Source organism: Curtobacterium sp. MCLR17_039 (assembly GCF_003234745.1).
Lineage (GTDB): Bacteria > Actinomycetota > Actinomycetes > Actinomycetales > Microbacteriaceae > Curtobacterium > Curtobacterium flaccumfaciens.
Genome location: NZ_QKTF01000006.1, coordinates 78,960 through 90,805, shown reverse-complemented (window position 1 = coordinate 90,805; position 11,846 = coordinate 78,960). Strand labels below are relative to the sequence as shown.

The following is an 11,846-nucleotide window of genomic DNA, read 5'->3' as shown; positions in this document are numbered from 1 at the left end:
CGGCCGGGCGTACACGCCACATGGCCCGGCGGCACACGGCCCGGCGCACCCGGATCGGTCAGCCCAGCCGGACCCGCCGGTTCAGACCGGGCGGTAGATCGCGATCGGCGGGGTGTGGTCGTCGCCCGCGTCGTGGGCATCGCCCGTCGCGAGCCAGGTGCGGCCCTCGTGCTCGATCGTGGTCGGCAGGTCGCCGTGCACCAGGATCCGGATCGCGGGGGCGTCGCCGTCGACCAGGTCGACGCCGTGGGCCTCGGTCCCGCCGGGATTGTCGTGCACGTAGCTCATGGTCCGATCGAACTCCGTCGACCTGACGGACGGCCCGCGCCGCGCCGGACACGCCCGGAACCTTCACCGGAACCGGTGATGCCGCCCGTCATCGGGTAGAGTCATCTCCGCACGGCCAGCACGGCGTGTGAATGCGGATGTGGCGCAGTGGTAGCGCATCACCTTGCCAAGGTGAGGGTCGCGAGTTCGAATCTCGTCATCCGCTCAGAACAGGAAGACCGGAACCCCCGTCGCTCGGAAGAGCGGCGGGGGTTCCGTCGTTGCGGGGCGTCGCAGCACCGAAGGCGTGGGGGCCCGGTGGGCGCAGGCTTCGGGTACCCGCGCCCACCGGGCGCGGAGGCGACCCTGCCCCCACTGGCACGCGCCGGGTGGGTGGCCCGGCGCAGTTCCGAGGATGTATCCGGAGCCGTCCCCCGATCGGGTGGGAATCGGATCCAGCGTTGCGGGAACCCGCAAGAACCCCGCACGACCCGCCGCTCGAGCCTTGTGCTACTCGATGCCGTCCGGTATCGACGCCGACATCGTGCGGGCGCCGGGCAGCCCCACCCACCGCCGGGCCCCGGACTCGACGACCGTGACGAGCACCGTGTCGCACCCTCGGCAGCGCGCCACCGACCCCATCGCGGAGCGGTGGACCGTGGTCTGCCCGAGCACCCCGAGCGAACCGCACCCGGCGCAGCGCAGGGCGACCACGGTCGGCTCGGGTCCCAGAGTGTCGGCCAGCGTCCCCGCCAGTGCGTTGCCGTCCACGACGACCATCAGTTGCCCCCGAACCGTTCGGCACGGACGTCGCTCGTGTCGTGTCCGAGCTCGGTGAGCCAGCGCAGCACCTGCTCGACGAACGGCGTCGACCCGCACACATAGACCAGAGCAGCCGCGTCCGGCGGGAACACCGCGGCAGCGAGCGCGTCCCGCGTCAGTCGGCCGGCCGGCACGGACGAGCCTGGAGGCGCGGTGCGGCTGTACACGTGGGTCACCTCGAGCGGTGCCCGGCTCGCGAGCGCCTGGTCGAGTTCCCCACGGAAGAACACGTCGTCCGGTGTGCGGACGGCCGCGAGGAGCCGGAAGGGCGCCGGGTCGTCCGCCTCGGCGTGGGCGGTCACCATCGCGACGAGCGGCACGATGCCGGAGCCGCCGGCGATGAGCTGCACCGGACGGGTGGACTCACCCGGCCGCCAGACGAACCAGCCGCCCAGGGGTCCGTGGACCTCGAGCGCGTCGCCGACCTCGACGGCGTCGACGAGGAACGGGGAGACCTCGCCGCCGTCCACCCGGTCGACCGCGAGCACGACGTCGGTCGCGGGGCCGGCCGACGCGATGGAGTACGAGCGCTGCGCCTGGTAGCCGTCCTCGGCGGTCAGCCGCAGGTCCAGGTGCTGCCCGGGGTCGTTGCCCGGCCACGTGGGGACGTCGAGGACGATCCGGCGCGCGTTCGTCGTCTCGTGGCCGACGGACGCGACGGTGGCGGCGTGCCAGGCCGGCCGCCTTCGCGTGGCGGGACGAGCGACGGGGGTGATCCGTGCCTCCAGGCCGGTGTCGGGGAGCGTCACCAGTACCGCTCTTCCTTCCACGGGTCGCCGTGCAGGTTGTAGCCCGCGTTCTCCCAGAAGCCGGGTTCGTCGTCGGCCTGCATGACGATGCCGCGCACCCACTTGGCGCTCTTCCAGAAGTACAGGTGGGGCACCAGCAGGCGGGCGGGCCCGCCGTGCTCGGGCGTCAGGGGCTCGCCGTCGGCCTCGAACGCGATCCAGGACTTGCCGTCGAGCAGCTCGTCGAGCGGGACGTTGGTCGTGTACCCGCCGTAGCTGTGCACCATGCAGTATTCGAGTTCGGTCTCGACGTCCTCGAACAGGCGGTCGAGCGGGACACCCCGCCACGGCATGTCGAGCTTGGTCCAGTGCGTGACGCAGTGGATGTCGACGGTGACGTCCTCGACGCCGAGCGCGTGCACCTCGTCCCAGGTCCACTGGTGCAGGCCGGACTCGGTGCGGATCGAGAAGGCCCAGTCGGTCGGCTCGATGTCGGGCGTCGCTCCGGCGGACAGGACGGGCCAGTCGCGGACCAGGGTCTGACCGGGCGGGATGCGGGTGTCGTCGCGGTCGTCGCGTCGACCGCCGAACCCGCGGGTGAACGTGGCCATGGTCCTCCTCGTCGGACGTCGGTGCGTTCCCGATCATGCCGTGTGCCGGGCGGTGCCGTGTAACGGGTTGGTAAACGTTCCACCGGTGGACGGAACGGTCGTGCGCGTCGGCGGATCCGCGCGGGCTCGCGGATCGGGTCGGACGCGGTGGTGACCCGCGCGTCGGGAGCGGGCTTGGGGGATCGGCCCGGGACCTCTATCGTTCACCGGAACGATTACAGGAGGGGTCACCCCGAATGCAGCCCATCGTCCCCGAACCCCGAGGCGCCCACGGTCCGAGCCGTCGGGCGCTAATCACCGGCGCCGCCGGTCTGGCCGGCCTCGGCCTGCTCACCCTCGCCGGATGCAGCTCCGGCGCGTCCGCCGGCACCCCCACGATCCCCGAGGCCGCGGCCACCGGTGTCGCCCGTCGCGGCGGACGCCTGCGCATCGCACGGCCCGCCGCCTCCGCCGCCGAGACCCTCGACTCCGCGAGCTCGCTGTCGGCCTACGAGTACCTCGGCGCGCTGTACAACCGGCTCGTCAAGCTCGACCAGCAGGGCACCCCGGTGCCGGACCTGGCCGAGGAGTGGTCCGCGAACGCCGACGGCACCGAGTGGACCTTCGCGCTCCGCCGGGGCGTGGTCTTCCACGACGGGTCCCGGTTCACCGCCGACGACGCCATCGCGAGCATCCGGCACATCCTCGACGAGAAGACCGGCAGCCCGCAGGCCGGGGTGCTCGGCGAGGTCATGGACGCCGACTCGATGCGCGCTGTCGACCCGTACACGCTGCGTTTCTCGCTGACGAAGCCGAACGCCGAGTTCCCGTCGCTGCTCACCGCCTACCAGTGCTACATCGTGCCGGCCGACGCCATCGCCGACATCGGCCGCACCGGGATCGGGACGGGGCCGTTCCGGCTGTCGTCGTTCACCCCCGCCGGTGCCGGCAGCGTCGAGGCGTTCCCGGACCACTTCGCTGGCCGCCCGGCACTCGACGGCATCGACTTCTACTCGATCCAGGACACCACCGCGCGGGTGAACGCCCTGCTCGCCGGGCAGATCGACCTCATCTCGCAGACGAACCTGGACTTCGCGACCGCTCGGGTGGTGTCGGCGTCCGACCGCGCCACCGTCGCCCGGTCGAAGAACGCCCAGTGGTACACGATCCCGATGCTCGCCACGAGTGACGAGTTCAGCGACCCGCGGGTGCGCCAGGCGATGAAGCTCGCCTACGACCCCCGGAAGATCGTCGACACCGCGCTGCAGGGCACCGGTTCGGCAGGCTGGGACAACCCCGTGCCGCCGCAGCTCGCCGCGTTCGTCGACGACCACCGCGAGTACGACCCGGACAAGGCCCGGGCGCTGCTCAAGCAGGCCGGGCGTGCGGACTTCCGCGCCGCGATCTACACGTCGAGCTACGAGTCGGTGTTCACCCCGATGGCCGTCGCCTACCGCGACGCCGTCGCCGATGCGGGCATCCGTCTGACCGTCCGCAACGCCAGCTCGGACTCGTACTACACGCAGATCTGGATGCAGAAGCCACTCATGGTGAGCTACTGGTTCACGGGGCGGCCGATCGACCAGCTGCTCAACCAGATCTTCCGCTCGGGGTCGTCGTACAACGAGAGCGCCTGGTCGAACGAGACCTTCGACGGGCTGCTCGACGATGCCCGCGCCGAGATGGACGACGCCAAGCGGCTCACCCTGTACCAGGACGCCCAGCGGCTCGTCGTCGAGGACGGTGCCGACATGACGCCGATGTTCGGCGACCGGCTCGTGGGGTTGTCCCGCGACGTCGTGAACTACTCGGAGTACGGCTTCGAGTTCGACTACCTGCGGATCGGACTGCGCCGATGACGACCACGAACACGCCGTCGGACGTCCTCGTCCCCGTCCTCCGCCGCGTCGGCATCGCCGTGCTGACCGTGGTGCTCGCCTCGCTGTTCGTGTTCCTCGCGGTGCAGGCACTCCCCGGCGACGTCGCCCAGCAGCTGCTCGGGCAGAACGCCACCCCCGACGCGGTCAAGCAACTGCGCGAGACCCTCGGCCTCGACCAGAACGTCTGGCTCCGCTACCTGCAGTGGCTCGGCGGCGCGGTGCACGGCGACTTCGGCACCTCGCTCGTCAGCGGCGAACCGGTCGCCCCGACGCTGTTCACGGCCTTCCGGAACAGCATGCTCATCGCCGTGCCCGCGATGCTCGTCGGCGTCACGGTGTCCCTGACGCTCGGGGTCGTCGCCGGTGTCCGCCGCGGCCGTCCGAGCGACAGGGTGATCTCGATCGTCAGCCTGGTCGTGATGAGCGTGCCGGAGTTCATGGTCGCCACCGTCCTGGTGCTGCTGTTCGCGATCGGCCTGCCGGTGTTCCCCGCCGTCGTGCTGCGGGGGAGCGACGCCACCGTCGCCGAGCTGCTGCCCACCATCTGGCTGCCGATCATCGTGCTGACCCTCGCGATGGCCGCCTACATCGTGCGGACGGCCCGCTCGTCGACCATCGACGTGATGGCGTCGGAGTTCGTCACGACGGCCGAGCTCAAGGGCCTGACGATGCGCCGGGTGGTCTGGAAGCACGCGGTCCCGAGCGCCCTGCTCCCGACGCTGAACGTCGTCGCGCTCAACGTCGCGTGGCTGCTCGGCGGTGTCGTGGTGGTCGAGAACGTCTTCAACTACCCGGGGATGGGCAAGCTCATGCTCGAGTCGGTGTTCAACCGCGACCTGCCCATCATCGAGGCGATCGCCCTGCTGAGCGCCCTGATCTACGTCGTGTGCAACCTGGCCGCCGACCTCGTCGCGCTCGCACTCGACCCGAAGCTGCGGACCCGCCAGCGACGACCGCGCACGCGTACCCGCAGCGCCCGCAGCACCAGGAAGGCCGCCGCATGACCGCCACCGCACCCCGCCGCCGCGTCGGGCGCGACGTGCTCGCCGGCGCGCTCGCACCCCTGCGCGGGTCGACGGCGCTGAGCATCGGCCTCGGCCTCATCGCCCTGCACGTCGTCCTCGCCCTGCTCGCGCCGGTCATCGCCGGGCACGACCCGGTCGCCACGAACGCCGGCGACGTGCTCGCCGGTCCGACGTGGACGCACTGGCTCGGCACCGACCAGTACGGGCGTGACGTCCTCTCCCGCACCCTGAACGGCGGCCGGTACGCGCTGTCCGTGACCTTCCTCGCCACCACGATCGCCGTCGCGGTCGGCACCGTGCTCGGCTGCGTCACGGCCTACGCCGACAACTGGTTCGACGAGGTCGTCATGCGCGTCGTCGACGCCCTGCTCAGCGTGCCGTCGATCCTCGCGCTCCTGGTCGTCGTGACGGTCTTCGACGCCGGCCTCTGGGTCATCGTCCTCGCCGTCACGGTCGTCTACGCCCCCGCGGTGACCCGTGTCGTCCGCGGCGCCGCCCGCACCGTGATCACGCAGGACTACGTCACCGCGGCCCGCGCCCGTGGCGAGCGGCCGCTGTCGATCGTGTTCCGCGAGATCCTGCCGAACGTGCTCGACGTCGTGCTCGTCGAGTACGCGATGCGGGCCTCGTGGATCGTGCTGCTCGTCGCATCGCTGTCCTTCCTGGGCTTCGGCGCGAACCCACCGACCCCGGACTGGGGCCTGATGGTGCAGGAGAACCGCACCGCGCTCACCGTGGTGCCGCTCGGCACACTCGCCCCGATCGTGGCACTCGCCACGCTGGTGATCGGACTGAACCTCGCGGCCGACGGCCTGAGCAAGTCGCTCGGTGTCGACCGTGCGAAGCAGGGAGTCAGCGCATGACCCGCACCGACACCGGCACGACGTCCGCCGCGACGACGACCGTGCCCGACGCGATCGTCCGCGTCGACGACCTGTCCATCTCGTACGCCGCCGGCAAGCGACGCGTCCCCGTCGTCCGGGGTGTCTCGTTCACGATCGAGGCCGGTCGCACCCTGGGCCTGGTCGGCGAGTCCGGCAGCGGCAAGTCCACCGTCGCGCGGACGCTCCTGGCACACCTGCGCGCCGGGTCGGCGATCGACGGCGGGACGGTCCGCGTCGACGGGGCCGACGTCTTCGCCCTGTCGCCGGCCGGCCGCCGGGCGCTCCGCGGCGGCACCGCCTCGGTCGTCGCCCAGAACGCCGGGCAGGCACTCACCCCGTCGATGCGCGTCGGCGAGCAGATCCGCGAGGCCCTCCGCGCCCACGGCGAGCCCGACGGCCCTGAACGCGTCGCCGAGCTGGTGCGGCTGGTCCGGCTGCCGGACCCCGACGCGATCGTCCGTCGGTACCCGCACCAGTTGTCCGGCGGCCAGCAGCAGCGCATCGCCATCGCGATGGCCGTCGCGGCCCGGCCGCGCGTGCTCGTCCTCGACGAGCCGACCACCGCCCTCGACGTCGTCACCCAGGCCGCGGTCCTCGACCTGGTCGCCGACCTCGGTCGGCAGCTCGGCATGGCCGTCCTGCTCGTCAGCCACGACCTCGGGGTGGTGTCCGCCATGGCGGACGAGATCGCCGTGATGCGCGACGGCGAGGTCGTCGAGCACGCCGCCACGGCGGCGCTCTTCGCCGCTCCGCAGCACGAGTACACGCGCGCCCTGCTGGCCGCGGTGCCGGACGGGCGACGGCCTGGAGGCGTGGGGCACGTGTCCGACGACGCGACCGTCCCGGGGACGGTCGGCTCCACGGCCACCCGCACCGCGCCTCCCGAGGGCGCCGCCCGCCCCGTGGTGACCGCTGACGACCTGGTGATCCGGTACGGCCGCGGGCTGCCCGCCGCCGTCGACGGTGTCTCGTTCACGATCGCCGCGCACGAGACGCTCGCCGTCGTCGGCGAGTCCGGCAGCGGCAAGTCGACCCTCGCGACGGCGCTGGCCGGCCTGGTGCCGGCCGAGTCGGGGACGTTCACGTACGACGACGGCACGACCCGCGGCGACCTGCGCGAGCCGATCGCCGGTCGCGCGCCCCACCTGCGGCGCGCGGTGCAGCTCGTGTTCCAGAACGCGGACACGTCGCTCAACCCGCGGCGCACCGTGGGTGCCGCCGTCGCGCGGCCGCTCCGGCTGTTCAGCGGCTCGTCCTCGCGCGAGCGCGTGGGCGCCCTGCTCAGCCAGGTCGGGCTCGGACCGGAGTTCGCCGACCGCCTGCCCGCGCAGCTGTCCGGTGGGCAGCGCCAGCGCGTCGGGATCGCGCGCGCACTCGCGGCCGAGCCGTCGCTCGTGATCGCCGACGAGATCACCACGGCGCTCGACGTGCAGGTGCAGGCGGGGATCCTCGCGCTGCTGGCCGACCTGCAGCGCGAGCGCGGCCTCGCCTGCCTGTTCATCAGCCACGACCTCGCCGTGGTGCGGGGCGTGGCGGACCGGATCGCGGTGATGACCGGTGGCCGGATCGTCGAGATCGGACCGACCGAGCGGGTGTTCACCGGCCCGAACCACCCGTACACGTCGACGCTGCTCGCGGCGACCCTCGAACCCGGCAGCACGACCCTGCCCGACGTCGGTGACGGGGTGCCGCGCTGGCGGCACGCCGACGGCTGGACCGACCACGGCGACGGACACCGCACCCGCAACTGGGAGGACGCATGACGACCGACGACGGCACCGACCAGGGCACCGCCGCCGCCACCTTCACCGCCATCGGCGGCCCCGGCTCGCTGCCCGCGGGCGTGACGGTCCGCGACGAGTGGATCCCGATGCCCGACGGTGTGCGGCTGCACGCCCGGATCTGGGCACCGTCGCAGTCGCCGACGCAGCCGGGTGACCCCGGCGGTCCGACGCCGGTGCTGCTCGAGTACCTGCCGTACCGGCTCGACGACTGGACCGCACCACGCGACTCGGAGCGGCACCCCTGGTACGCCCAGCACGGGTACGCCTCGGTGCGGGTCGACATCCGCGGCACCGGTTCGTCCGACGGGTTCTTCGACGACGAGTACAGCGAGCAGGAGCTGCTCGACGGCGAGGCCGTGATCGCCTGGCTCGCCGAGCAGCCGTGGTCAACGGGTGCCGTCGGCATGTTCGGCATCTCCTGGGGCGGCTTCAACGCGCTGCAGCTCGCGGCCCGGGCACCCGCCGCACTCAAGGCCATCGTGACGGTCTGCTCGACGGACGACCGGTACGACAACGACGTGCACTACGTCGGCGGCGCCGTGCTCGGCATCGACATGGCGGCCTGGGGCGCGACCATGTTCGCCTTCAACTCCCGGCCGCCCCGGCCCGAGGTCGTCGGCGCCGGGTGGATCGACCGCTGGCGCGAACGCCTCGAGGCGAACCGCCCGATGACGCCCGTGTGGCTGGCGCACCAGGAGCGCGACGACTACTGGCGGCACGGCAGCGCGGCCGAGGACTACGACGGCATCCGCGCCGCGGTGCTCGCGGTCGGTGGCTGGGCGGACCCGTACCGGGACGCCGTGCTCCGGCTCGTCGACCACGTCAGCGCCCCAGTGAAGGGCATCGTCGGCCCGTGGTCGCACCAGTACCCGGACCGTGGACTCGCACCGGGGCCGTCGATCGGGTTCCTGCAGGAGACCCTGCGGTGGTGGGACCGCTGGCTGCTCGGGGTGGACACCGGCGTCGAGGACGACCCGGCACTGCGGGCCTGGATCAACGAGGGCGAAGCCCCCGCGCCGTACTACGCCGGTCGCCGCGGTCGGTGGATCGGTGCCGAGGCGTGGCCCTCCGCCGCGACCCACGAGCGCGTCCTGCCCCTCGCCGCCCTGCGGGGCGGTGACCTCGGACCGGTCGTCGTGCGGTCGCCGCAGCACACCGGGGTGGACGCCGGTCGGTTCTTCCCCTTCGGCAACGCCACCGACCTGCCGCCGGACCAGCGCGCCGAGGACGGCCGGTCGGTCACCTTCGACCTGCCCGTCGGCAAGGCGTTCGACCTGCTCGGCAACGTGCTCGTGCGGTTGTCCGTCACGAGCGACCAGCCCCGGGCCACCCTGACCGTCCGGCTCTGTGACGTCGCACCGGACGGCTCGTCGACGCTCGTCACGCGCGGGGTGCTGAACGCCGCGAAGCGCGACGGCATGGACCGCGACGACGTGCTCGTGCCCGGGACGCCCGCCGAACTGCCCGTGCGCCTGGTCTCGACCGGACACCGGTTCGCCGCCGGACACCGGCTGCGCATCGCGGTCTCGTCGTCCTACTGGCCGTGGGTGTGGCCGCACGGCGTCGAGGCCACGGTGACGATCGACCCGACCGCCTCGAGCGTCACCCTGCCCACCTGGACCCGGTCGACCGACGACGGGGTGGTCTTCGCCGAGCCCGAACGGTCCGAGCCCCTCGTGATCGAGCGCGTCGCGCCGGCCGACCCGCTGCCGCAGCGCACGGTCACGCACGACGTCGAGACGGGGGAGTGGACGCTCGACGTCGACCCCGGGTACGGCGGCGGGCGGGTCTACCCGGACGGCCTCGTGTTCACCGAGGACGCCCGCGAGACGTACCGGATCCGCTCCGACGACCCGACCAGCGCACGGGCGAGTTCCCGCTGGGCGATCGGGCTGGCGAAGCCGGAGTGGGCCGCGCGCCTCGAGACGACGTCCGAGGTCACCGCCGACGCCGACACCTTCCACGTCGTCAACACCGTGCGCGCCTGGGCCCGCGACGGCGGACCCGACGAACCCGAGGTGCTCGTCACCGAGCGGACCTTCGTCGACGACGTCCCACGGACGTCGGCGTGACCGCGGCGAGGGTTCGGCAGCGGCCGGAGGTCCGACGCGCGATGATCGTCGAGGCCGCCCGCGCGGTGATCGTGCGAAACGGCGTCGGTGCCACCGGGCTGCGCGACATCGCAGCCGAGGCCGACGTCTCCGTCGGCACCGTGACGTACCACTTCGGCAGTGTCGCGGAGATCCTCAACGAGGTCGTGGTGCTCGAGACGGAGCGCTTCTACGGCGCCATCGTCGCGGCCGTCGACGCCGAACCCGACGTGCTGGTGGGGCTGCGGATGCTCGTCGCCCCGCTGTTCGGCGACACCGAGCAGGTCCGGCAGCACTGGCGGATCTGGTCCGACTACTGGACCGCGGTGGTGCGACGGCCCGAGGTCGCGGCCGAGTACGCCGAACGCATCCGCGTCTGGGAGGCGTGCCTGGTGCGGGTCATCCGGCGCGGGGCGGAGGCCGGGGTGTTCGTCGACGTCGATGCCGACACCGTCGCGCTGCAACTCGCCGCGTACAGCGACGGCGTCGCGACGCAGATCGCCCAGGGCGTCCCGGGGCTCACGAACACCGTCGCCCTGTCCTGGATGTGGCGGTTCCTGTCGCACGAACTCGGTGTGCCCGCTGTGGACATCGCCGGAACCGGTCGTTCCCCCTTGTGATGAGGTAAGGCTTCCCTTACCGTTGCCACATGGCACGGACCCGGCGACAGCCCAGCGAACGCATCCTCATCGCGGGCGGTGCCGAGGACCTCGTCGAGATCCACCGCCAGCTCGAGGAACTCCCCGAGAACGCGTACGGGCAGGTCTTCGTCGAGGTCGCCCTCGACGAGCAGATCCGCATCCTGCCGGCTCCGCCGCGCGTCACCGTCACCTGGCTGGTCCGGAGCGCCCGCAGCTCGGCCGTCGCCCCGCTGGTCTTCGCGGACCACGGCGAAGCCCTGGCACACGCCCTGACCGGCTGGGCCGCCGAGTGGTGCGTGACGGGCTGCGAGCCCCGCACCTCGGTCTGGATCGGGTGCGCGGACAGCCCGTGGATCGAGCGCGCACGGTCCATGGTGCAGCTCGAACTCACCGACGCCGGCCAGCAGGTCCAGGTCGAGTACGGCGGGTAAGGGCAGCCTGCTCTTCCTTGCGGCATGCAAGAGAGGCGGGCATGGTTGTGACCATCGGCAGCACCGCGCCGGTCCGGACAGGGCCAGGCACGCGGGTGTAGCCACGACGGAGGAGGAAACGACATGACCACGCAGAGCAGCACCACCACCACCAGCACCACGTCCCCGTTCTCGACCACGCCGGAGCTCGCAGCCGGGGTCGCGCAGTTCCTCGCCCCCGTCGTCATCGACCTCGAGGCGCTCGTCGTCAACGGCAAGCAGGCCCACTGGCACGTCCGTGGCCGCAACTTCGTCGGCGTGCACGAGCTCCTCGACGAGATCGTCGAGCACGCGCAGGACTACGCGGACAAGGCTGCGGAGCGCATCGTCGCCCTCGGCCTGCCGGTCGACTCGCGCATCGCGACCGTCGCCGCGAACACCACCCTGCCGCCGCTGTCGCAGGGCTTCCAGAACTCGGACGTCACCATCACCGAGGTGATCGCCCAGATCGACGCTGCGCTGCTGCAGGTCCGCCGTGCGGTCGACGGCCTCGACGAGGTCGACCTCAACAGCCAGGACGTCGCGATCGAGATCGAGCGCGCGCTGACCAAGGACCGCTGGTTCCTGCAGGCGCACCTCGCCGCCTGAGTCGCGACCACACCTCTGACAGGAGGCCCGGTGCCAGCTGGCACCGGGCCTCCTGTCCGTCTGCGGTCACGTCTCGG

General features: G+C 72.3%; 12 protein-coding genes and 1 tRNA gene. 9 read left to right on the top strand and 4 right to left on the bottom strand.

Going from position 1 to position 11,846, the window contains the following annotated elements; all coding sequences use genetic code 11:
- Window positions 1–81: 81 nt before the first annotated feature.
- Window positions 82–288, bottom strand: coding sequence for a hypothetical protein (locus DEJ00_RS09320; RefSeq protein WP_111057152.1), 207 nt, complete (start codon window positions 286–288; stop codon window positions 82–84).
- A gap of 133 nt (window positions 289–421) precedes the next feature.
- Between DEJ00_RS09320 and DEJ00_RS09315 the strand changes: the two genes are divergently transcribed.
- Window positions 422–493 (top strand) — tRNA-Gly (locus DEJ00_RS09315).
- A 284-nt stretch (window positions 494–777) separates the two neighbouring features.
- Here DEJ00_RS09315 and DEJ00_RS09310 read toward each other — a convergent pair.
- The 3 genes from DEJ00_RS09310 to DEJ00_RS09300 are packed head-to-tail and all read right to left on the bottom strand — an operon-like array spanning window position 778 to window position 2,428.
- Entirely contained in the window at window positions 778–1,047 is a 270-nt protein-coding gene (locus DEJ00_RS09310; protein ID WP_111057151.1) for a DUF6510 family protein, read from the bottom strand.
- Complete coding sequence (locus DEJ00_RS09305) at window positions 1,047–1,838, bottom strand: ferredoxin reductase (RefSeq protein WP_111057150.1); 792 nt, start codon at window positions 1,836–1,838, stop codon at window positions 1,047–1,049. Before DEJ00_RS09305 ends, DEJ00_RS09310 begins: the two co-directional genes overlap by 1 nt.
- The gene (locus tag DEJ00_RS09300) at window positions 1,835–2,428 is read right to left on the bottom strand and encodes a molybdopterin-dependent oxidoreductase (protein WP_111057149.1); all 594 of its coding nucleotides are present in this window, start codon (window positions 2,426–2,428) and stop codon (window positions 1,835–1,837) included. The genes DEJ00_RS09305 and DEJ00_RS09300 overlap by 4 nt, the downstream gene beginning before the upstream one ends.
- A gap of 236 nt (window positions 2,429–2,664) precedes the next feature.
- On the opposite strand from DEJ00_RS09300, the gene DEJ00_RS09295 reads away from it, so the two are divergent.
- From DEJ00_RS09295 to DEJ00_RS09260, 8 genes are all read left to right on the top strand, one after another.
- Window positions 2,665–4,266, top strand: coding sequence for an ABC transporter substrate-binding protein (locus DEJ00_RS09295; protein WP_027465569.1), 1,602 nt, complete (start codon window positions 2,665–2,667; stop codon window positions 4,264–4,266).
- Complete coding sequence (locus DEJ00_RS09290; RefSeq protein ID WP_111057148.1) at window positions 4,263–5,291, top strand: ABC transporter permease; 1,029 nt, start codon at window positions 4,263–4,265, stop codon at window positions 5,289–5,291. Before DEJ00_RS09295 ends, DEJ00_RS09290 begins: the two co-directional genes overlap by 4 nt.
- Entirely contained in the window at window positions 5,288–6,175 is an 888-nt protein-coding gene (locus DEJ00_RS09285; protein WP_071244656.1) for an ABC transporter permease, read from the top strand. The genes DEJ00_RS09290 and DEJ00_RS09285 overlap by 4 nt, the downstream gene beginning before the upstream one ends.
- On the top strand, window positions 6,172–7,959 hold the full coding sequence (locus DEJ00_RS09280) for an ABC transporter ATP-binding protein (RefSeq protein ID WP_111057147.1): 1,788 nt from the start codon (window positions 6,172–6,174) through the stop codon (window positions 7,957–7,959). The genes DEJ00_RS09285 and DEJ00_RS09280 overlap by 4 nt, the downstream gene beginning before the upstream one ends.
- Window positions 7,956–10,052, top strand: coding sequence for a CocE/NonD family hydrolase (locus tag DEJ00_RS09275; protein ID WP_111057146.1), 2,097 nt, complete (start codon window positions 7,956–7,958; stop codon window positions 10,050–10,052). Before DEJ00_RS09280 ends, DEJ00_RS09275 begins: the two co-directional genes overlap by 4 nt.
- Window positions 10,049–10,690 carry a TetR/AcrR family transcriptional regulator gene (locus DEJ00_RS09270; protein WP_258373615.1) on the top strand — a complete coding sequence of 214 codons (642 nt, stop codon included), beginning with the start codon at window positions 10,049–10,051 and terminating at the stop codon, window positions 10,688–10,690. The genes DEJ00_RS09275 and DEJ00_RS09270 overlap by 4 nt, the downstream gene beginning before the upstream one ends.
- A gap of 29 nt (window positions 10,691–10,719) precedes the next feature.
- The gene (locus DEJ00_RS09265) at window positions 10,720–11,142 is read left to right on the top strand and encodes an SIP domain-containing protein (protein ID WP_071244660.1); all 423 of its coding nucleotides are present in this window, start codon (window positions 10,720–10,722) and stop codon (window positions 11,140–11,142) included.
- Window positions 11,143–11,265: 123 nt separating this feature from the next.
- Window positions 11,266–11,769 (top strand): Dps family protein, encoded by a 504-nt coding sequence (locus DEJ00_RS09260; protein WP_111057144.1) that lies wholly within the window; start codon window positions 11,266–11,268, stop codon window positions 11,767–11,769.
- Window positions 11,770–11,846: the final 77 nt, after the last annotated feature.

Bases quoted from the DNA above. Each gene is read 5' to 3' on its own strand.
- DEJ00_RS09320 (WP_111057152.1), bottom strand. From the start codon at position 288: ATGAGCTACGTGCACGACAATCCCGGCGGGACCGAGGCCCACGGCGTC.
- DEJ00_RS09310 (WP_111057151.1), bottom strand. From the start codon at position 1,047: ATGGTCGTCGTGGACGGCAACGCACTGGCGGGGACGCTGGCCGACACT.
- DEJ00_RS09300 (WP_111057149.1), bottom strand. From the start codon at position 2,428: ATGGCCACGTTCACCCGCGGGTTCGGCGGTCGACGCGACGACCGCGAC.
- DEJ00_RS09295 (WP_027465569.1), top strand. From the start codon at position 2,665: ATGCAGCCCATCGTCCCCGAACCCCGAGGCGCCCACGGTCCGAGCCGT.
- DEJ00_RS09290 (WP_111057148.1), top strand. From the start codon at position 4,263: ATGACGACCACGAACACGCCGTCGGACGTCCTCGTCCCCGTCCTCCGC.
- DEJ00_RS09285 (WP_071244656.1), top strand. From the start codon at position 5,288: ATGACCGCCACCGCACCCCGCCGCCGCGTCGGGCGCGACGTGCTCGCC.
- DEJ00_RS09280 (WP_111057147.1), top strand. From the start codon at position 6,172: ATGACCCGCACCGACACCGGCACGACGTCCGCCGCGACGACGACCGTG.
- DEJ00_RS09275 (WP_111057146.1), top strand. From the start codon at position 7,956: ATGACGACCGACGACGGCACCGACCAGGGCACCGCCGCCGCCACCTTC.
- DEJ00_RS09265 (WP_071244660.1), top strand. From the start codon at position 10,720: ATGGCACGGACCCGGCGACAGCCCAGCGAACGCATCCTCATCGCGGGC.
- DEJ00_RS09260 (WP_111057144.1), top strand. From the start codon at position 11,266: ATGACCACGCAGAGCAGCACCACCACCACCAGCACCACGTCCCCGTTC.